The organism is Streptomyces sp. NPDC102258, assembly GCF_055584685.1.
In genome coordinates, this window is sequence record NZ_JBVJLO010000025.1 from 1 (window position 1) to 21,759 (window position 21,759).

The following is a 21,759-nucleotide window of genomic DNA, read 5'->3' on the forward strand; positions in this document are numbered from 1 at the left end:
CCACCGAAATCGAAACCACCCTCACCACCCACCCCCACATCACCCAAGCCACCCTCGCCACCCACCCGGACCACCACCGCACGCCCCAGCTGACCGCCTACCTGGTCACCACCGACGCGGGCCTCTCGCCCCAGGACGTCCGCCTCTGGCTGCGCACGCTCCTGCCCGACCACATGGTCCCGGCCTTCGTCGTCCTGCTGGACCGGCTGCCGCTGACGCCCAACGGGAAGATCGACAAGAGCGCCCTGCCCGCACCGCAGGCCGTGACCACGGCGGGCGGCCGCGCCCCTCGCACGCCGCTGGAGGAGCGGGTGCGCACCTGGTTCAGCGAGGCCCTGGCCACGCCCTCCCCGCTGTCGATCGACGACAACTTCTTCGACCAGGGCGGCCACTCCCTCCTCGCCGCCCGTCTCACGCACCGCATCGGCAGCGCCCTCGGCGTCACCCTCACCCTGCGCGACGTCTTCCAGCACCCCACCCCCGCCACGCTCGCCCAGCACATCGAGACCCGGCTGCTGGCGCCCGCGGCGCCCGCACCCCGGCGCGCCAGGCCCGCCCTGCGCCGCCGCACCACCACCGACCAGGAACGGAGTTCCTCATGAGCGTCATGAGCACCGACGACCAGGACCAGGCCGGCTTCACCCCGGCGCCCGACGACGTCGTCTGGGACCTTCCGGGCGAGGGCCCGCAGCGCACGGCGCTGCTGGTCCTGCCGCACGCCGGCGGCAACGCCCACGCGTACGCGGAGTGGCGCGCGCACCTGCCGTCCGACGTGCGCCTGCTGATCGGCCAGTACCCGGGCCGGGGCGCCCGCTTCGCGGAGGACCTGCCCCGCGACATCGCCGACCTGGCCGGGCCGGTCGTGGCGGCGCTGCCCGCCGGGGTCACCGAGGACCTGGTGGTGCTCGGGCACAGCATGGGCTCGCTCGTCGCCTTCGAGGTGGTACGCCGCCTGGAGGCGGCCGGACACGCCCCCCGGGCCCTGGTCGCGTCGGCCTGCCGGGCCCCGTTCCTGGCCAACCCGTGCGCCGTGTACCCGGAGCTGCTGGACGACGACGAGCTGGTCGCCGCGATCAAGGAGCGCGGCGGCACCGACGACGGCATCCTGGACGAACCGGAGCTGAGGGAGATCATCCTGCCGTCCATCCGGGCCGACTTCGCCATCGACGACGTCTACCGCTGCGAGGAGTCCGACGCCAAGGTCTCCTGCCCGGTGACGGTGATCGGCGGAGACGCCGACCCGGTCGCCCCGGCCGTCTCGCTGGGCCGCTGGGCGCAGATCACCGACGGGGACTTCGACGCGTACGTCCTGCCCGGCGGCCACTTCTACTTCCAGGAGCAGCTGCCGGAGTTCTTCTCCGTGCTGGCTCCCGTGGTCGGCGGCCACACCACCGCCCCGGCCGCCGCCTGACCCGCCCCGGCCCGCGCCGCCGCTCCGCCTCCCGTAAATCCCGCTCTCCCCCTCAAGGACGTTCCATGACCACGTACGCAGAGTCCCCCGCCGCGGCCACCGGCGTCAGCCCGGTCCGCGAACCCGGCAAGCCCGTCGTCGTCCACACCCCGGCCGGCCTCGACCAGGCCGCCGCCGTGGCCTGGCTCACCGCGCACCGCCCCGCGATCCAGGCCGAGTTGCTGCGCAGCGGCGCCGTGCTGCTGCGCGGCCTGCCCGTCGAGGACGCGGCCTCGTTCGCCGCCGCCCGGGACGCGCTGATCGAGCGGCGCGCCGGGTACAAGGAGAAGGCCACGCCGCGCACCGACTTCGGCGAGGGCGTGTTCTCCTCCACCGATCTGCCGGCCGTCCAGCCGATCCGGCTGCACAACGAGAACAGCTACACCCTGGACTTCCCGGGCGTGCTGCTGTTCGGCTGCGTGACCGCCCCCGAGGAGGGCGGGGCGACCACCGTCGGTGACATGCGCGAGGCGCTGCGGCTGCTGCCGCCGGAGCTGGTCGCCCGGTTCGAGCGGGCCGGCTGGCTGCTGGTGCGCAACTACTCCGAACTCGCCGGGCTGCCCTGGTACAAGACGTTCGCCACGCGGGACAAGGCGGTCGCGGAGGCCTACTGCGAGGAGAACACGGTCGGTTACGAGTGGGTGGAGGAAGACGATTCGATGATCACCCGGCAGCGCCGGTCGGCGATCGTCACCCACCCCGTGACGGGCGAGCGGACCTGGTTCAACCACTTCGCGTTCTGGAACAGCCGCACCCTCGACCCGGACGTCCGCGAGGTGCTCGTGGAGACCTACGGCGAGGACGGGCTGCCCTTCAACACCTACCTGGGCGACGGCTCCCGGCTCACCGACGCCGAGGTCGACGCGGTCAACGCCGTGTACGACCGGGTCACGGTACGGGAGACCTGGCAGGCGGGCGACCTGATGCTCGTCGACAACATCCTGTGCGCGCACGGCCGCGAGGCCTTCAAGGGCGACCGGAAGATCCTCGTCGCCATGGGCGAGCCGGTCGCGCTGGCCGACTGCGCCCCCGCCACCCAGCCCGCCACCACCGTCTTCGCCGGGGAGTGACCGCCGTGACCGCCGTACTTCCCGAGCGCCCCCGCACCCACGCGGGGGGCACCGCCCCCGACCTGCTGGCGCGCCTCGCGCTGGCCCCGGCCGACCGGACCGCCGTCGTGGCGGGCGGGCGCGAGCTGGACTTCGGCGCGCTGCGCGCCGAGGCCGCGCGGATCGCGGCCCGGCTGGCCGCCCGCGGCATCGGGCCGGAGAGCGTGGTGGCGCTGTGCCTGCCGCGCGGGGCCGAGCTCGTCACCACCCTGATCGGCACCCTCACCGCGGGCGCCGCCTATCTGCCGGTGGACCCGAAGCTGCCGGCCGAGCGGCGGCGTTACCTGGTCGAGGACGCGGGCGCCGACCTGGTCGTCACCGCCGGGCCGGACACCGCGCCGCTCGCCGAGGGCGTCCCGCACCTGGCGGTGGAGGCGCTGACCGCGCCGGGCCCCGACCTCCCGTACACGCCGGCGGCGGTGACGGGCGACACCCTGGCCTATGTCATCTACACCTCCGGCTCCACCGGCCGCCCCAAGGGCGTCGAGGTCGGCCGGGCCGCCGCGTCCGCGCTGCTCGCCGAGCTGGAGGGCGCCGCGATCGCCGTCACCGAGGGCGGCCGGGTCGGCTGGAACGCCTCCCCGTCCTTCGACGCCTCCGTGCAGCAGTGGGTGCGCCTGTGCCGGGGCGACACCCTGGTGATGATCGACGACGAGACCCGCGCGGACCCGGCGTTGCTGGCCGCCCTGGTCGACGAACAGGCCCTGACCGACCTGGACATCACCCCCGCGCACGCCGATCCGCTGCTCGACCTGCTCAGCGCCGACGGCGGCCCCCGCCCGCTGACCCTGCTGATCGGCGGCGAGGCCCTCAGCCCGGCCCTGTGGCGGCGCCTCGGCGAGCTGGGGGCGCGCGGGGTGCTGCGTACGGTCAACCTCTACGGGCCCACCGAGTGCACCGTGGACGCCACGGCGGGCTGGGTGGACGCCGCCGACGCCCCGCACATCGGCACCGTCCTGCCGGGCCTGCGGATGCGGGTCCTGGACGAGAAGCTGAACCCGGTCGCCGAGGGCGCGAGCGGCGAACTGTACCTGGCGGGGCCCCGGGTGGGGCGCGGCTACCGGGGCCGGCCCGCGCTGACCGCCGAACGGTTCGTCGCGGACCCGGCCGGAGAGGGCGACGGCGGCCGCATGTACCGTACGGGCGACCTCGTACGGCTCCTGCCGGGCGGCCGGCTGGGCTACCTGGGCCGGGCCGACGGCCAGGTCAAGCTGCGCGGCCACCGCGTCGAACTGCCCGAGATCGAGGCGGCGGTGGCGGCCTCCCCCGGGGTCGCCGAGGCGGTCGTCGTCCTGCGCGAGGACGTGCACGGCGCCCCGGGCCTGGTGGCCTACTACCGGGCGGACCGGGCGGACCGGCAGGCCGGCGGGGTCACGGAGGCGGCGCTGCGCGAGCGGCTCGCGGCCGTCCTGCCCGGCTACATGGTCCCGGCCGTGTTCGTGCCCCTGGAACGGTTCCCCGTGACGGTGGGCGGCAAGGTCGACCGGGCCGCGCTGCCCGCCCCCACGGCGGCCCCCGCGCCCGCCCCCGCCGCGGCCGGGGGCATGACCGCCTCGCAGGCCCTGATCGCGGGCGTGTGGGCCGCGGTGCTCGGCGCCGAGCGGGTCGGTCCCGACGACAACTTCTTCAAGCTGGGCGGCCATTCGCTGCTCGCGATCAAGCTGGTCTCGCGGGTCCGCGCCGAACTGGGCGTCTCCCTCCCGGTGAAGGCCGTCTACGCCAACCCGCGCCTGCGGGACCTGGCCGCCCACCTCGACACGCTGGTCGCGGCCGCCGCGAGCCAGGACTCCTGAAGGACATCACCGTGATCCCGTTGTCGTACGCCCAGCGCCGGCTGTGGTTCCTGGGCCGGCTGCACGGCCCCTCCGCCACCTACAACGCCCCGGTCGTCCTGCACCTCGACGGCGAACCCGACGCCGGGGCCCTCGCCCTCGCGCTGGCCGACGTCGTGGACCGGCACGAGGTGCTGCGCACCGTCCTGCCGGCCGGCCCGGACGGAGAGCCGTACCAGCGGGTGCTGCGGGACGCCCCCGCCGCCCGGCTGACCGCCGAGGAGTGCGCGACGCCGGGCGAACGGGACACGGCGGTGGCCGCCTTCGTCCGCACCCCCCTGGACATCACCACCGAACCGCCCCTGCGCACACGGCTGTTCCTGCCGGGTGACGGCACCTCCACCCTGGTGCTGCTGATCCACCACGTGGCCACCGACGGCTGGTCGGTGCGCCCCCTGCTGCGCGACCTCGCCCGCTCGTACGGGGCCCGGCTGGCCGGACGGGCCCCCGGCGGGGAGCCGTTGCCGGTGCAGTACGCCGACTACGGCCAGTGGCAGCGCGAACTGCTCGGTGACCCGGCCGACCCGGACAGCCTGGCCGCCGAACAGGTGGCCTACTGGCGGACCGCGCTGGCCGGAGCCCCCGCCGTGCTGGACCTGCCCGCCGACCGGGTCCGGCCGGCCGAGCCCTCGGGCCGGGGGGCCGCGCTCACCGCCCGGCTGGACGCGGCCGCGCACGGCGGCCTGCTCGCCCTGGCCCGCGGCCACCGGGCCAGCCTGACCATGGTGGCCCGGGCGGCCCTCGCGGCGGCCCTGTCGGCGGCCGGGGCGGGCGAGGACGTGGTGATCGGGACACCCGTCGCGGGGCGCCCCGAGGAGGACCTGTACGACCTGGTCGGCTTCTTCGTGAACTCGCTGGCGCTGCGCACCGACCTGTCTGGCGATCCGGCCGTCGGGGAGCTGGTGGAGCGGGTGCGGGACGCGGACCTGGCGGCGTACGAGCACCAGGAGCTGCCCTTCGACCTGCTGGTGGAGCGGCTCAGCCCGGAACGGGCCCTCGGCCACCACCCCGTCTTCCAGACGATGCTGACCGTCGACGCGGGCGGCCCGGGCGGCGACGGCCGGGTGGAACTCGGCGGCGGCATCACCGGCCGCCTGGCCGACGTCGCGCTGGACGCGGCGAAGTTCGACCTCACCTGGTACTGCGCGCAGCGGCACACCGCCGACGGCCGCCCGGACGGCATCGACGTCAGCCTCCAGTACGCCGTCGACCTCTTCGACGAGGACACCGCCCGGCTGCTGCTGGACCTGTGCGTACGGGCCCTGGAAGCGTTCGCCGCCGATCCGGCGGCCCGCCTCGGCGCCCTGGAGCTGCTGGCCGCCGGCGCGGCGAAGGCCCTGGCGGCGCGGCCCCACCGCACCGCCGCGGCCCCGGCGCCCGCACCGGCCCGGGGCGCCGCCCCGGCCCGGCGGGACGTCCGCGCGCCCCGCGAGGAGATCCTGTGCGGGCTGTTCGCGGAGGTCCTCGGCCGCGCCGAGCCGGTCGCCGCCGACGCCAACTTCTTCCGCAGCGGCGGGCATTCGCTGCTCGCGAGCAAGCTCGTCAACCGGATCCGGGGCGCGCTCCGCCTGGAGCTCGGCATCCGGGACCTGTTCCTCGCGCCGACCCCGGCCGCCCTGCACCGGCGGCTGGCGGCGGCCGGCGGGGCGGGGGCGGCGCGGCCCGCGCTGGTCCCCGTACCGGACCGGCCCGAGCGGATCCCGCTGTCGGCGGCGCAGCGGGCGCTGTGGCTGCTGGGCCGCATCGAGGGCCCGTCGGCCGCCTACAACGCGCCGCTGGTGCTGCGGCTGGAGGCGGTCCCCGACCGGGTGGCGCTGGCCGCCGCGCTGGACGACCTGGTGGCCCGGCACGAGGTGCTGCGCACGGTGTACGGGTCCGAGGGCGGCGAACCGTACCAGCGGGTGCTGGCCGGTCCCGCCGAGCCCCTGGAGGTGAGCGGCTGCACACCGGCCGAACTGGAGGCGCTGGTCGACCGCTTCGGCCGGGAGACCTTCGACCTGGCCGGACGGCCACCGCTGCGGGCGCGGCTGTTCGTGCCGGGTGACGGGCGGGCCGTCCTGGTGCTGCTGGTGCACCACATCGCCACCGACGGCTGGTCCCTGGCCCCGCTGCTGCGCGACCTCGGCGAGGCGTACGCGGCGCGGCTGGCGGGCCGCGGCCCGGCCTGGGAGCCGCTGCCGGTGCAGTACGCCGACTACGCGCTGTGGCAGCGGGAGCTGCTGGCCGATCCGGCCGGCCTGCTCGGCTTCTGGCGCGAGACCCTGGCGGGCCTGCCCGCGCGGACCGCGCTGCCCGCCGACCGGCCGCGTCCGGCCGAGCCCTCGGGCCGGGGCGCCACCCTGTCGGCCGCGGTGGGCGCGGACGCGCACCGGGCGCTGGCGGCGCTGGCCCGGGAGCGGCGGGCGAGCCTGTTCCTGGTGGTCCGGGCGGCCCTCGCGGCGGCCCTGTCCGCCGCCGGGGCGGGCGAGGACCTCGCGATCGGCACGCCCGTCGCGGGCCGCCCCGACGAGGACCTGCACGAGCTGGTCGGCTGCTTCGTGAACTCCCTCGTCCTGCGCACCGACCTGTCCGGGGACCCGGCGGCCGGTGAGCTCGTCGAGCGGGTCCGGGACGCGGACCTGGCCGCCTTCGACCACCAGGACCTGCCCTTCGATCTGCTGGTCGAGCAAATGGCGACGCCGGACCGGGTGTTGGGCGAGCACCCGTTCTTCCAGGTGATGCTGACCGTACGGGAGGCCGCCGACGACCGGGTGCGGCTGGGCCCGCTGGCGGCCCGGGCCGGGAGCACCGACCTGGGCGCCGCCAAGTTCGACCTGAGCTTCCACTGCGCGGAGCGGCACACGGCCGACGGCGGCCCGGGCGGCCTCGACGTCCACGTGCAGTACGCCGTCGACCTCTTCGACGAGGACACCGCCCGGCTGCTGCTGGACCTGTGCGTACGGGCCCTGGAAGCGTTCGCCGCCGATCCGGCGGCCCGCCTCGGCGCCCTGGGGCTGCTCCGGGAGCCGGAGCGGCGGGCCCTGGCGGAGCGCCGGGCGCGGTGCGCGGCGCTCGCGGCGGCGGAGGTGGTACCCCAGGCCACAGCCGCCCCCGCCGTGCTCTCCCCGCGCGAGGAGATCCTGTGCGGGCTGTTCGCCAAGGTCCTGGGCAAGGGCGGGGCGTTCCCCGCCGACGCCAACTTCTTCAAGTCCGGCGGCCATTCGCTGCTGGCGAGCCGGCTCGTCAACCGGATCCGGGCCGTCCTCGGCGTCGAGGCGGGGATCCGCGACCTGTTCCTGGCCCCGACGCCGTCGGCGCTGCACCGGCGCCTCGGCGCGGCCGCCGGGGACGGGGCGGCACGGCCCGCGCTGGTCCCCGTACCGGACCGGCCCGAGCGGATCCCGCTGTCGTACGCGCAGCGCCGGCTGTGGTTCCTGGACCAGCTGGAGGGGCCGTCCGCCACCTACAACATCGCGCTGGTGCGGTGCCTGGAGCGGCCGCTGGAGCCGATGGCGCTCGCGGCGGCGCTGGCGGACGTCGCCGCCCGGCACGAGGTGCTGCGCACGGTGTACGGGGCCGAGGGCGGGGAGCCGTACCAGCGGGTGCTGGAGGGGGCCCGGCCCCAGCTGGAGCTGGTGCACACCGCCGACGTGGCGGCGGCCGTCGACGCGGCGGCCGGGCACGTCTTCGACCTGGCGCGGGACCTGCCGCTGCGGGCCTGGCTGCTGCTGCCGGAGGGCGGCGGCCCGCAGACCCTGGTGCTGCTGCTGCACCACATCGCGGCGGACGGCTGGTCCACCGGGCCGCTGCTGGCCGATCTGACGGCGGCGTACGAGGCCCGGGCGGCGACGGGCCGGGAGCCCGGCTGGTCGCCGCTGCCCGTGCAGTACGCGGACCACACGCTGTGGCAGCGTCGGCTGCTGGCGGACGCCGAGCCCGAAGCGGCCTACTGGCGCCGGGCGTTGGCGGGGATGGCGCCCCTGATCGACCTGCCGACCGAGCGGGAACGGCCGCCCGTGCCCTCGGGGCGGGGCGCCGTCACCGGCTTCGAGGTGGGCGCGGACACCCACCGGGCACTGCTGCGGATCGCGCACGCGCAGGGCGCCACCCTCTTCATGGTGGTCCAGGCCGCGCTGGCGGCGGCCCTGACCCGGGCCGGGGCGGGCACCGACCTGGCCATCGGCACCACGGTCGCGGGCCGCGACGACGACGCCATGTCGGGGCTGGTCGGCTTCTTCGTGAACACGCTGGTCCTGCGGACCGGCACGGCCGGCGACCCCGCCTTCGAGGAACTGGTGGCGCGGGTGCGGGAGGCGGACCTGGAGGCGTACGCGCACCAGGACCTGCCGTTCGACCTGCTGGTGGAAGCCCTCAACCCGCACCGCTCCTCGGCGCACGACCCGCTCGTCCAGGTGATGCTCCAGGTGAACCCGGCTCCCGCGGCGGCGCCCGGCGGGCCGCTGGCGGGCACGGAGCGGTCCTTCGCGGCGCGGACCGCGAAGTCCGAGCTCACCTTCGCCCTGACCGAGCGGCCCGGCGGCGGGCTGTCGGGGGTGCTGGAGTACGCCACCGACCTGTACGGGCCCTCGGGCGCGGGCCGGCTCGCGGCGCTGCTGGTATCGGCGCTGGAGCTGTTCGCGGCCGGCCCGGCGCGGCGCCTGTCGGAGCTGCCGGGCCCGGTGGACCGGCGGCCCGCCCGGCCGTCGGCCGGGGGTTATCCGGTGGACCCGGCCCGGGTGGCGGCGGTCCTGGCGGAGCACCCGGCGGTGGCGTCGGCCCGGGCCCGGGTGGAGGACGGCCGGCTGCTCGCGGAGGCGGTCCCGGCGGGCGGCGGCGGGGTGACGGAGGCGGAACTCCAGGCGTGGGCGGCGGAGCGGCTGCCGGAGTACGCGGTCCCCTCGGCGGTGCTCCTGCCGCGCGCCCCGGCCCCGGCCGCCCCGGATCCCGATCCGGCCGCCGCCACGCCCCTCACCGACGCCCTGCTGCGGCTGTTCGCGGAGGTGCTGGAGCGCGGCCGGGTCGGCCCGGACGACAACTTCTTCAAGTCCGGGGGGCATTCGCTGCTCGCGGTACGGCTGGTGAACCGGGTCCGGGCGGAGCTGGGCCGCGAGGTCACCCTGCGCGAGGTCTTCCGCCACCCCACCCCGTCCCGCCTGGCCACCCTCCTCGCCCAGACCCCCACCTCCCCGCCCCCCACCCCCACCCTCCGCCGCCGCACCCACGCGGGCTCCCGGGTCCACACCTGAGAGCCCCCCGCCCGCCGCTCATCGGCACCCGGCCGGTGAGCGGGGGGAGGGCACCTGCGAGCCGCCTGCTCCGGCCCCGCGCGTTCCCCCGCGCGGGGCCGTCCGCGTGTGGCTCCCCAGCGCCCCCGGCGGGCCCGGCGGCAGTGGGGAGCGGCAGTCGGGGTGGGGGGAGCTGCCGGAGGGACTGCCCGCCGGGGGTGGGGGTGGTGCCTAGCGTGGGGGCACGGACTGCGGTCCGCTCCCACCCCCTCGCCTGGAGGCCCCGCGATGCCCTCGACCGCCCCCACCGCCCGCGCCGTCCTGGACGGCGGCCCGGCGATCACCCCGGCTCCCGGTGTGCTCGACCGGCTCGACGCCCAGGTCGCCGCCGGACCCGGGCGGCTCGCGCTGGTGCACGGCAAGCGCCGGATGACGTACGGGCAGCTGGCCCTGGCGGTGGCGCTGCGGGCCGACGCGCTGGCCGCCGAGGGGGCCGGTCCCGGCCGGCTGGTGGCCGTACACCGCCCGCGCGGCCTCGACGCCGTCGTCGGTCTGCTCGCCGCGCTGCGGACCGGCGCCGCCTACCTGCCGCTCGACCCGGCCGCGCCCGCCGCCCGCAACGCCGCGATCCTCACCGACTGCACCGGCACCGAGGCCATCGCCCTGGCCGAGGGCGAGTTCACCCTGGACGGCGCCCACGTCCCGCCGGGCGCCGCCTACGTGATCTACACCTCGGGCTCCACCGGCACCCCGAACGGCGTCGTCGTCGGCCACGCCGCCCTCGCCCACTTCACGGCCGGCGCCACGGCCCGGTACGGGATCACCGCCGAGGACCGGGTGCTCCAGTTCGCGCCGCTGCACTTCGACGCCAGCGTGGAGGAGATCTTCCTCAGCCTCGGTGCGGGCGCCGCCCTCGTCCTGCGCGACGAGGAGATGCTCGACGTCCCCGGCCTGCTCGCCGGCTGCGCCGCCCACGGCATCACCGTCCTCGACCTGCCGACCGCCTACTGGCACGAGCTGGCCCACGCCCTGTCCACCGGAGTGGCCGAACTCCCCCCCACCCTGCGGACCGTGGTCATCGGCGGCGAGGCGGCCCTGCCCGAGCGGGTCGCGCAGTGGTGCCGGGCCGTGGACCCGGAGCGGGTGCGGCTGCTGAACACGTACGGGCCCACCGAGGCCACCGTCGTGGCGACCGTCGCCGACCTGTCGCGCCACCCCGGCGGCCCGGTGCCGATCGGCACCCCCCTGCCCGGGGTGCGGGCCGCCGTCGTGGACGGCGAACTGTGGCTGCTGGGCGGCGGCCTCGCCGAGGGCTACCTGGGCCGGCCGGAGCTGGACCGCACCCGCTTCGCCGCGCTGGACGGGGAGCGCGCGTACCGCACCGGGGACCTGGTCCACGTACGGGAGGACGGCCAACTGGGCTTCCAGGGCCGGGCGGACGACGAGGTGAAGATCAACGGGCACCGGGTGGACCCGGCCTCCGTGGAATCGGTGCTGACCGCCCACCCCGGGGTGCGGGAGGCGGCCGTGGTGGCCCAGGAGAGCGCGGACGGGGTCCGCCGGCTCGCCGCCTTCGTCGTCACCGACCCCGGCGTGGGCGCCGCCGAACTGCGGGACGCGGCCCGCGCGCGGCTCCCCGCGGCCGCCGTACCCGCCACCGTGACCCTCGTATCCGCGCTGCCCCGGACCCCCTCCGGCAAGATCGACCGCAAGGCGCTGCGGGCCCCCGCCCCGGACCCGTACGCGGTCTTCGACGGGGTGGTGCTGCCCACGGAGGACCGGGTCCCGCTCTCGTACGCGCAGCGGCGCCTGTGGTTCCTGGCCGGGCTGGAGGGCCCCTCGGCCACCTACCACCTGCCGGTCGTGCTGCGCCTGGACGCCGTCCCGGACCGGACCGCCCTGGCCGCCGCCCTCGCCGACGTGCTGGAGCGGCACGAGGTGCTGCGCACCGTGTACCCGGCGGTGGACTCCGAGCCGTACCAGCACGTGCTCCCGGCGCCTCCGGTGCCGCTCGCGGTACGCGACTGCGCGCCCGGGGAGGTCGCGGAGCTGGTGGCCCACTTCACCGCCACCGCCTTCGACCTCGGCGCCCATCTGCCGCTGCGGGCGGCCCTGTTCCTGCCCGGCGACGGCTCCGCCACCCTCGCCCTGCTGACCCACCACATCGCCACCGACGGCTGGTCCGTGGGCCCGCTGCTGCGCGACCTCGGCCGGGCGTACGCGGCCCGGCTGGCGGGCACCGGCCCCGACTGGGAGCCGCTGCCGGTGCAGTACGCCGACTACACCCTGTGGCAGCGCGAACTCCTGGAGGATCCGGCCGAGTTGCTGGCCTACTGGCGCGGGGCGCTGGAGGGGATGCCGGCCCTGCTGGACCTGCCCACCGACCGGCCCCGGCCCGCCGAGCCCACCGGGACGGGCGCCACCCTCACCGCCCGCCTCGACGCGGACGCGCACCGCCGCCTGGCCGCGCTCGCCGCCGAACGCGGCGCCAGCCTCCTCATGGTCCTCCAGCCCGCCCTCGCGCTGGCCCTGGCGGCCGTCGGCGCCGGGACGGACCTCGCGATCGGCACCCCGGTCGCGGGGCGCGGCGACGAGGCCCTGGACGACCTGGTCGGGTTCTTCGTCAACACCCTCGTGCTGCGCACCGACGTCTCGGGCGACGCCCCGTACGCGGAGCTGGTCGACCGGGCGCGGGACGCGGACCTGGCGGCGTACGCGCACCAGGAGCTCCCCTTCGACCTGCTGGTGGAGCACCTGCGGCCGCGCCGCGAGCTGGCCGTGAACCCGTTCTTCCAGGTGATGCTGACCGCGCAGGAGCATTCCGCCGCGGACACCGGCGTCGTCGCCGGGCCGCTGTCGGGGAAGTTCGTCGAAGCGGGCCTGGAGGCCGCCAAGTTCGACATCAGCGCCTCCTGCGTGGAGCTGCCGGGCGGCGGGCTGGAGGTGTGGTGGCAGTACGCGGCGGACCTGTTCGACGAGGGGACGGCGCGGCTGCTGCTGGACCTGTTCGTCCGGGCCCTGGAACGGGCCGCCGCCGACCCCGCCGCCGTGCTGGGCGGCCCGTCGCTGCTCACCCCCGAGGAGGGCGCCACGGTGGCCCGGCTCCGCGAACGGCGCGACGCCGACCGGCCCGCCGAGCCTGCCGCCGGGGCCCGGAACACCCCCGCCGAGCAGGTGCTGTGCGCGCTGTTCGGGGAGGTCATCGGCCTGCCCGGACCGGTGGCCCCGGACGCCAACTTCTTCTCCGAGGGCGGGCATTCCATGATGGGGGTGCGCCTGGTCAACCGGATCCGGGCCACGCTGGGCCTGGAGGCCCGGATCCGGGACCTGTTCCTCGCACCGACCCCGGCCGAGCTGGCGGTGCGCCTGACGCGGGCGGCCGGGCCGGCCGGGCGGCCCGCGCTGGTCCCCGTAACGGACCGGCCCGAGCGGGTGCCGCTGTCGTACGCGCAGCGCCGGCTGTGGTTCGTGGACCAGCTGGAGGGACCGTCGCGTTCGTACACGATCCCCTTCGCGCTGCGCCTGGAACGGCCGCTGGATCCGGCGGTGCTGGCGGACGCCCTGGCCGACGTCGCCGCGCGGCACGAGGTCCTGCGGACCGTGTATCCGGCGGTCGACGGGCAGCCGTACCAGCGGGTCTGCCCGGACGCGCGGCCCGTGCTGGACCTGGTGACCGCGCCGGAAGGGGGCCTGGAGCGGGCCCTGGACGCGGCGGCCGGGCACGTGTTCGCCCTCGCCTCCGATCTGCCGCTGCGGGCCACGCTGATCACCTGCGGGGAGGTCCAGGTCCTGGTGGTGCTGGTGCACCACATCGCCGCCGACGGCTGGTCCGCCGGGCCGCTCTTCGACGACCTGGCCGCCGCCTACGAGGCCCGCCTCGGCGGCTCGGCCCCCGCCTGGGAGCCGCTGCCGGTGCAGTACACCGACTACACGCTGTGGGAGCGGGCCGCCCTGGAGGGCGGGGCCACCGCCGAACACCTGGCCTTCTGGGAGCGGACCCTGGCGGGCGCGCCGCCGGTCCTGGAGACCACCTCGGCCCGCACCCGGCCCGCCGACGCCTCCCACCGGGGCGCGGCGACCCCGCTGGAGCTGGACGCCGGCACGCACGCCCGGCTGGAGCGCCTGGCCCTGGACCACGGCACCACCCTCTTCACGGTGGTCCAGGCGGCCCTGGCGGCCACCTTGACCCGGCACGGCGCGGGCACCGACCTGCCGCTGGGCACGGTCGTCGCCGGGCGCGACGACGAGGCGCTGGACGGTCTGGTCGGCTTCTTCGTGAACACCCTCGTGCTGCGCTGCGACACCTCGGGCGACCCCCGCTTCTCGGAGCTGGTGGACCGGGTGCGGGAGACGGGCCTGGCCGCGTACGCCCATCAGGAGCTGCCCTTCGACCTGGTCGTCGAGCACCTCAACCCGGAGCGCTCCACGGCCCGCCACCCGCTGGTCCAGGTGATCGTTCAGGTGCATCCGGCGGAGCAGCCGGCCGCGCCGGGCAGTGCGCTCGCCGGGACCCCGCTGGGCGCGGACTCCGGGTTCACCAAGTTCGACCTGACGCTGTCGCTGCGCGAGACGCGGGACGCGTACGGGGCGCCGGGCGGGCTGGCCGGCGTACTGGAGTACGCGACGGACCTGTACGACGAGGGGGCCGCGGCGCTGCTCGCCGATCACGTGGCGCGCACCCTGCGGGCGGTGGCCGAGGACCCGGAGCGGCGGATCGCGGACGTGCGGCTGCTGTCGCCGCAGGAGGAGCGGCGGCTGGCCGCCTACAACGACACCGCCGTGCCGGGCGCGGCGTGCGGGCTGGTGCACGAGCGGTTCGCGGAGCGGGCGCGCCGGACGCCGGGGCGGATCGCCGTCTCCTACGAGGAGGAGACGCTCACCTACGCGGAGCTGGACGCGCGGGCCAACGCGCTGGCGCACCGGCTGATCGAGGCGGGCGTGGGCCGGGACGCGGCGGTGGGGCTGCTGCTGGAACGCACCCCGTACCTGCTGGTGTCGGCGCTGGCGGTGCTCAAGTGCGGGGCGGCGTACGTACCGCTGGACCCCCGGCTGCCCGAGGCCCGGGTCGGCATGATCATGGAGGACGTGGGCGCGCGGGTGCTGCTGGTCCGCGAGGAGCACGCGGGGCTTCCCCAGGTGCGCCGCCAACTGGACGCCGGTGCGCGCGTGCTGTCGGTGGACACGGCCGTCCCCGGCTACCCGGAGAGCGACCCGGGGATCGCGGTGGGCGAGGACGCCCTGATGTACGTGATGTTCACGTCCGGGTCCACGGGCCGCCCCAAGGGCGTCGGCGTCACCCACCGCAACGTGGTGGAGCTGGTCACCGACCGCTGCTGGGACCTGGCCCACCACCGCCGGATGCTGGTCCACTCGGCGATCGGCTTCGACGCCTCCACGTACGAGCTGTGGGTGCCGCTGCTGAACGGCGGCCAGCTGGTGATCGCCCCGGGCGACGGCGCCGACGTCGCGGCACTGGACCACACGATCCGTACGCACCGGGTCTCGGCGGCCTACTTCACCATGGGCCTCTTCCACATCATGGCGGACGAGGGCCTGGACACCCTGAAGCTGCTGGACGAGGTGTGGACGGGCGGGGACGTGGCCTCCCCGAGCGCCCTCCAGCGGGTCCTGGACCACTGCCCCGAGACCGTCCTCGTCCATTCGTACGGGCCCACCGAGGCCACCTTCGCCTCGCACCAGCAGCGCTTCCCCCTCTCGCAGCGGGTGGTGCGCGGGGTGTACCTGGGCGCGGCCCTGGACAACACCCGCGTCCACGTCCTGGACGAGCGGCTGCGCCCGGTGCCGGCCGGGGTCGCCGGGGAGATGTACCTCGCCGGGACGCAGGTGGCGCGCGGTTACGTCGGCCGGCCCGGACTGACCGCCGAACGCTTCGTCGCCGACCCGTTCGCCGCGGACGGCGGCCGGATGTACCGCACCGGCGACCTGGTGCACTGGACCGCCGACGGGGAACTGCGCTTCATCGGGCGGGCGGACGGCCAGATCAAGCTGCGCGGTTTCCGCATCGAGCCCGGCGAGATCGAGGAGACCCTCGCCCGGCACCCGGGGGTGGGGCAGGTCGCGGTGGTGGTCTTCGAGGACGGCCCGGGCGGCAAGCGCCTCGTCGCGTACGCCGTCCCGCGCGCCGGACACACCCTGACGGACACCGGGCTGCTGCGCTGGGCGGCGGGTGAACTGCCCGAGCACATGGTCCCGTCGGCGGCGGTCCTGCTCGACGCGATCCCGCTCACCGTCAACGGCAAACCCGACCGGGCGGCCCTACCCGCCCCGGCCGTGGCCCCGCGCGGCACCGGGCGGGCGCCGCGCACCCCGCGCGAGGAGGTGCTGTGCGCCCTGTTCGCGGAGATCCTGGGCGTCGAGCGGATCGGCATTGACGACAACTTCTTTGCCCTGGGCGGGCATTCGCTGCTCGGGGTGCGGCTGGTGAGCCGGATACGGAGCGTGCTGGGGCTGGAGCGCGGGGTCCGTGACCTGTTCCGTACGCCGACCGTGGCCGGCCTGCTGGGCGACGAGCCCACCGGCTTCGACCCGATGGGCGTGGTGCTGCCGCTGCACACCGGGGGCTCCCGGCCGCCGCTGTTCTGCCTCCACCCGGGGACGGGCGTGGGCTGGCCGTACGCGGGCCTCGCCCAGCACCTGGGCCCGGACCAGCCGCTGTACGCGATCCAGGCGCGGGCGCTGAGCGAGCTGGGCCACTCCCCCGCCTCGGTGGAGGCGATGGTCGAGGACTACCTGCCGCTGATCCGGGAGGTCCAGCCGCACGGCCCGTACCGCTTCCTGGGCTGGTCCTTCGGCGGTACGGTCGCCCACGCGCTGGCGGTGCGCCTCGCCGAACTGGGTGAGCGCACCGACCTGCTGGCCATGATGGACGTGCACCTGCTGCCGACCGAGCCGGAGCGGCGCCGGATGACCCCGGCGCAGAAGCGGGACATGCTGGTCGGCGACGCCACCGGCGAGCCCGCGGACGCCCCCTTCGACGTGGACGCCCTGATCGGCCTGGTCCGGCTGAAGGACCCGGTGCTCGGCGCCTTCTCCGACGCGGAGATCCGCTCGGTCATCGGCGCCTCCATCAACCACGCCGAAATCATGAACCTGTACGCCCCGCGCCCGGTCGCCACCGATCTGCTCTTCCTGGCGGCCATCGAGGACGGGGAAACGGAGAACACCCTCGCCCAGCACTGGATTCCGTACATCGAAGGCCCCGTGGAAAACCATGTCATCGGGGTCCCGCACACCAGAATGGGCGAACCGGAACCTCTCGCACTGATCGGCCGTATCCTTTCCGAGAAATTGAGGAGTCTGTCATGACCAATCCTTTCGACGACACCGAGGGCACCTTCCACGTCGTGGTCAACGCCGAGGGCCAGCACGCCCTGTGGCCCGTGTTCGCCGAGGTCCCGGGCGGCTGGGAGGTGGTGTGGGGGGCGGGTACGCGCGCGGACGCGCTCGCGTACGTGGAGCGGAACTGGACCGACATCCGCCCCAAGAGCCTGATCGCCCAGTACGCGTAACAGCGCGACAGAATTGCCGAGGAAAAGCCGTGTCCCGCACCGCGGGCACGGCTTTTCCCATGCCTGACGACAGTCGCGTCGAATTCCCTGATACTGCCGCCGCAACTTCCCCTCGGCCGGTCCCGCGCTTCCTATATTCCTCGTATGCGACGACGGAATATGGACATCCTGCTGAGCGGTACGGCATCGGATTCCCACACCTGGAACCTGGTCTACCTCCAGCTCTTCCTGGAGGAACTGGGGCACCGGGTCCACAACCTGGGCCCCTGCGTACCGGACGACCTGCTGGCCGGCGCCTGCGCGGCCGACGTGCCGGGCGGCCCCGAGCTCGTGGTCGTCAGCAGTGTGAACGGACACGGCTACCGGGACGGGCTCAGCGCCGTCCGGGCCCTGCGCCGGGCCGGGGTGACCCTGCCCTGCGTCATCGGCGGCAAGCTCGGCGTCGCCGGGACCCCGGACCCGGAGCAGCGCGGCCGGCTCCTCGACGCGGGCTGTGACGCCGTCTTCGACGACGGGGACACCGACGCCCTGCGCGCGTTCCTCGACACCCTCGCCGGAGACACCCTCATCGAAGGCGCCCTCATCGGCGGCGCCCGCACCCGCAGCGCCGCCCGCCAGGCCGTGGCATGAGCGCCGGTGCCACGCTCCTGGCCCCGGCCGTGCCCCGCCCGCCGGCGATCCCGGCCGCCGCCACCGCCTCGTTCGGCGGGTTCGTCGCCCGCGCGGCCGCCGCCGGGCAGCTCGTCGTACAGCCCCGGATGGGCTTCAGCGACCCGCGGCGGATGCGGACCGGGCTGGAGCGCACCAAGCGGGCCGCCGCCACCACCGTCGGCACCCTCACCATCGACAGCTACACCCGGGTCGGTGACCACACCGGCGCCCGCGCCGCCGTCGCCGAGGGCACCCCGCTCAACGGGTACCCCATCGCCACCCACCCCACCGACCTCACCCGGCACCTGCTGGACGGCGTCGTGGACCCGGCGTTCCCGGTCCAGGTCCGGCACGGCTCCTCCCGCCCCGAGGCCATCATCCGGGCCCTCGCGGCGGCCGGGCTCGACGCCACCGAGGGCGGACCGGTCTCGTACTGCCTGCCCTACGGACGCACCCCGCTCGCCGAGTCCGTGGAGAACTGGGCCCGCTGCTGCGAACTGCTCGCCGAACTGGCGCCGGCGCCCCGGCTGCCGCACCTGGAGAGCTTCGGCGGCTGCATGCTCGGCCAGCTCTGCCCGCCCGGACTCCTGGTGGCGCTGAGCCTGCTGGAGTGCGTCTTCTTCGTCCGGCACGGCGTGCGCAGCGTCTCCCTCAGCTACGCCCAGCAGACCGACCCCGCGCAGGACGCCGAGGCGGTCCGGGCGCTGCGGCGCCTCGCGGACGAGTTCCTGCCCGCCGACGTCGACCGGCACATCGTCCTCTACACCTACATGGGCGTCTTCCCCCGTACGGCGGCGGGCGCGACCCGCGTCCTGGAGGACTCGGCGCGGCTCGCCGTCCGGTCCGGGGCGCAACGCCTGATCGTGAAGACCGCCGCCGAGGCGCACCGCATCCCGACCGTGCTGGAGAACGTACGGGCCCTGGAGACGGCGGCCGCCGCGGCCCGGTGCGCGCCGCCGGCCGATCCGCCCGGCCCGCCCGGCCCGGCCAGCCCGGCCGGCGGCGAGGTCTACCGCGAGGCGCGGGCCTTCGTGGAAGCCGTGCTGGAACTGGCCGAGGAGCCGGGCCGGGCGCTGCGCACCGCGTTCGCGCGCGGCGTGCTCGACGTCCCGTTCTGCCTGCACCCGGACAACGCGGGCCGCTCGCGCAGCTTCATCGGCGCGGACGGGCGGCTGCGCTGGTCCGAGACCGGCGCGATGCCGGTGCCCGCCGCCCGCGTGCGGGGGCCCGCCCGGCGGGCCCTGACCCCGGACGGGTTGCTGGTGGCCCTCGGGTCGGTGGCCCGGCGCTACGACGGCCCCGGGACCGGCGGCCCGTGAACCCCCTTTCGCTTCCCCCTTCCCCCTTCGGACAGCCAGGAGTCGGCATGGACCTTCGCACCCCTCCCCCGCTCGGCGAGCACCTGCGGTCCCCGCAGCTGCGGTCGGCGATGCTCGTCCAGCAGGAAGCCCTGTACGCCGTACGGGAGTTCCTGCGCGGCGCGGACTTCGTGGAGCTGCTGCCGCCGCTGGTCGGGCCGGTCACGGATCCCGGCGGGCGCGGCGCGAAAGCGCTCGACGTGGACTACTACGGGCAGCCGTACAAGCTGATGACCAGCGCGATCCTCTACAAGCAGGCGTCGCTGAAGGGTTTCCCGAGACTCTTCTACATCGCCCCGAACGTCCGGGTGGAGCCCCCGGAGACGGCGGGCACGGGCCGGCACCTGGTGGAGTTCCACCAGATCGACGTGGAGCTGGCGGGCGGGACCCGCGCCGACGCGCAGGAGGTGGCGGCCGGACTGCTGACCCACGTCGTGGAGCACGTGTGGACGGAGGTCCCGCACCTGCTGCGTGAACTGGGCCGGGAGGAGCTGGACTTCGCCGAGCTGCGGCAGGGCAAGTTCGACGCGCTGACCCACACGGAGGCCGTGGCCCGGCTGATCGGGCGCGGGCATCCGCAGAGCCCGGACGCGGAGATCGACTGGGAGGGCGAGAGGGTGCTCTCGCTGGAGGCGGACCGGCCCTTCTTCGTCAACGACTACCCGAAGGGCTCGCGCGGGTTCTACGACCGCGAGGACCCCGAACAGCCGGGCGTGCTGCGCAACTTCGACCTGATCGCGCACGGCGGGTACGGCGAGCTGGTCAGCGGCAGCGAGCGGGAGAGCCGGTACGCGGCGATCGTGACCCGGATGCGGGAGAGCGGGGAGAACCCGGCCAAGTACGCCTGGTACCTGGAGCTGGCCCGCGAGGGCATCGAGCCGAGCGCCGGTTTCGGCATGGGCCTCCAGCGCCTCGTCCGCTTCCTGACCGGACTCGACGCGTTGTGGCAGGTCAGCGCCTACCCGAAGCTGCCGGGGGTGATCGCGCCGTGAGCGGACTGCGGGCCGCCGGGTTCCCGGAGCAGGCGGTACGGGCCCGGGCGCGGGCCGGGACCGCGGAGGTGTTCCCGGAGGCGCGGGGGTATGGGGCCGCGCTGTTCGGGGCGGGCGCGGAGCCGCCTGCGCAGGGCGCAGACGGGGACGCGGACGCGCTGGACGAACTGCGGATCGTCCCGCCGGTGTTCATGCCCCGGCGGCTGGAGAAGCTCATCGACCTGGGCCGGGAGCCCTCGTACGAGGACGTGGACCTGCGCACGGAGCTCGGCGGCTTCGCCTCCGCCCTGCCCCTCTACCTCTCGGCGTTCGGCTCCACCCGGGCCGGCAGCGGCGACCTGGGCGTGGCCGCGGGCCGGCAGGCGGCGCGGCTCGGGATCCCGATGGTGATCGGCGAGAACATGGTCCCGGTGCACGGCTACGGCAGCAGCTCGGCGCTGCTGGAGCGGGTCGCGGCGTACGCGGACCACCTGCCCGACGGGGTGGGCGGGGTGGTGGTGCAGCAGTCCACCGAGGACGCCGACTCCGAGGTGTGGAACCTGCTCTACAGCGACCCGGGCACCCGGCCGCTGCGGGACTCCGGCCGGCTCGGCTTCGAACTGAAGGCGGGCCAGGGCGCGAAGCCGGGCCTCGGCGGGATGACGGTGGTCGGCGCCGCCGAAGCGGAGCGGCTCGGCGGGCAGTTCGCGGTACGGGACCTGCTGGGCGGCTCCGACGGCCGGCGGCTGCGGTGCGCCACCCCGGGGACGTTCACCGAGGAGATCGTGCGCCAGCAGCTGCGGTTCATGCGGAACAACTTCCCGCTGGCCCGCACCTGGGTGAAGTTCCACCCGGGCCGGGACATCGCCGCCGCGGCCGCCACCGCCTGGGCGGCGGGCGCGGACGCCGTCACCGTCGACGGCGCCGAGGGCGGCACCGGCTGGGCCCCGCGGGCGTTCCTCGCCGGGGCCGGGCTGCCGCTCGGCGAAGCCCTGCGGCGCATCGGCCGCCCGCCGGGGGTCCTGCTCGCGTCGGGCCGGATGTGGGAGGGCGGCCGGGCGGTACGGGCCCTGGCCCTGGGGGCGCGGGCGGTCGGCCTGGGCCGGGCGGCGCTGCTCGCGGTGGACGAGGACCCCGAGGAGGGGCTGGTCCGCCTGGTGGAGGCCCTCGCGCTGGAGGCCCGCCTGCTGATCAGCGCCCTCGGCAAGTACCACCCCGCCGACCTCGCCCCCGAGGACCTGTGGTCGCCCGGCACCCCGGCCGCCGGGGCCCCGTACGTCCCGGCCGCGGCTCCGGCTCCGGAACCCCGGTGACCGGGCCCGGACGCCCGAGAGGTGCTCCCGGAAGCCCGCCCGCCGCTCGGGGCGGGCCCGGGCGGGCCCGGCGGGGCGGGGGCCTGCGGGTGCGGTTCCGGTTCGCCGAGGTGCCCGGGGTGACCCTGGGCGCCCGGCCCGCCCCGCTCCCGGGCCCCGGGGCCCGCGCGGCCTGCGCGGCCGCCGCGAGGGCCCTGGCCGAAGCCGGGCTCGGGCACCTCGGGGGCCGCCTGGAACTGCGTACGTACGGACCCCCGCCCCGGGCCCCCCGGCTCGTCCGCGCCGCCCGCCGGGCCGTGGCCCTCGCGCTGACGGCCCGCCCCCGGCCCTGACCGACCGTCG

General features: G+C 76.2%; 12 protein-coding genes. All 12 read left to right on the forward strand.

Features of this window, described 5'->3' with window-relative positions:
* The coding region (locus tag ACZ6ZT_RS31000) for a phosphopantetheine-binding protein (protein ID WP_469723484.1) at positions 1-602 on the forward strand (602 nt) is incomplete at its 5' end.
* The gene (locus ACZ6ZT_RS31005; protein ID WP_469723486.1) at positions 599-1,411 is read left to right on the forward strand and encodes a thioesterase II family protein; all 813 of its coding nucleotides are present in this window, start codon (positions 599-601) and stop codon (positions 1,409-1,411) included. The genes ACZ6ZT_RS31000 and ACZ6ZT_RS31005, both read left to right, overlap by 4 nt.
* Before the next feature lie 65 nt (positions 1,412-1,476).
* Positions 1,477-2,520, forward strand: coding sequence for a TauD/TfdA family dioxygenase (locus tag ACZ6ZT_RS31010; protein ID WP_469723487.1), 1,044 nt, complete (start codon positions 1,477-1,479; stop codon positions 2,518-2,520).
* A gap of 5 nt (positions 2,521-2,525) precedes the next feature.
* Positions 2,526-4,352, forward strand: coding sequence for a non-ribosomal peptide synthetase (locus tag ACZ6ZT_RS31015; protein WP_469723488.1), 1,827 nt, complete (start codon positions 2,526-2,528; stop codon positions 4,350-4,352).
* Positions 4,353-4,363: 11 nt separating this feature from the next.
* A complete protein-coding gene (locus ACZ6ZT_RS31020; RefSeq protein ID WP_469723489.1) occupies positions 4,364-9,616 on the forward strand; it encodes a condensation domain-containing protein in 5,253 nt (1,750 codons plus the stop codon).
* Positions 9,617-9,883: 267 nt separating this feature from the next.
* Entirely contained in the window at positions 9,884-16,921 is a 7,038-nt protein-coding gene (locus ACZ6ZT_RS31025) for an amino acid adenylation domain-containing protein (RefSeq protein WP_469723490.1), read from the forward strand.
* A complete protein-coding gene (locus ACZ6ZT_RS31030) occupies positions 16,918-17,124 on the forward strand; it encodes an MbtH family protein (RefSeq protein WP_469723491.1) in 207 nt (68 codons plus the stop codon). The genes ACZ6ZT_RS31025 and ACZ6ZT_RS31030 overlap by 4 nt, the downstream gene beginning before the upstream one ends.
* Positions 17,125-17,283: 159 nt before the next feature.
* A complete protein-coding gene (locus tag ACZ6ZT_RS31035) occupies positions 17,284-17,754 on the forward strand; it encodes a cobalamin B12-binding domain-containing protein (protein WP_469723558.1) in 471 nt (156 codons plus the stop codon).
* The gene (locus tag ACZ6ZT_RS31040) at positions 17,751-19,094 is read left to right on the forward strand and encodes a methylaspartate mutase (RefSeq protein ID WP_469723492.1); all 1,344 of its coding nucleotides are present in this window, start codon (positions 17,751-17,753) and stop codon (positions 19,092-19,094) included. Before ACZ6ZT_RS31035 ends, ACZ6ZT_RS31040 begins: the two co-directional genes overlap by 4 nt.
* Before the next feature lie 47 nt (positions 19,095-19,141).
* Positions 19,142-20,125 (forward strand): asparagine synthetase A, encoded by a 984-nt coding sequence (locus tag ACZ6ZT_RS31045; RefSeq protein ID WP_469723493.1) that lies wholly within the window; start codon positions 19,142-19,144, stop codon positions 20,123-20,125.
* Positions 20,122-21,417, forward strand: a complete 1,296-nt coding sequence (locus ACZ6ZT_RS31050) for a glutamate synthase-related protein (RefSeq protein ID WP_469723494.1) — start codon at positions 20,122-20,124, stop codon at positions 21,415-21,417. The genes ACZ6ZT_RS31045 and ACZ6ZT_RS31050 overlap by 4 nt, the downstream gene beginning before the upstream one ends.
* A gap of 89 nt (positions 21,418-21,506) precedes the next feature.
* Positions 21,507-21,749, forward strand: a complete 243-nt coding sequence (locus ACZ6ZT_RS31055) for a hypothetical protein (protein ID WP_469723495.1) — start codon at positions 21,507-21,509, stop codon at positions 21,747-21,749.
* The last annotated feature ends 10 nt before the right edge of the window (positions 21,750-21,759 follow it).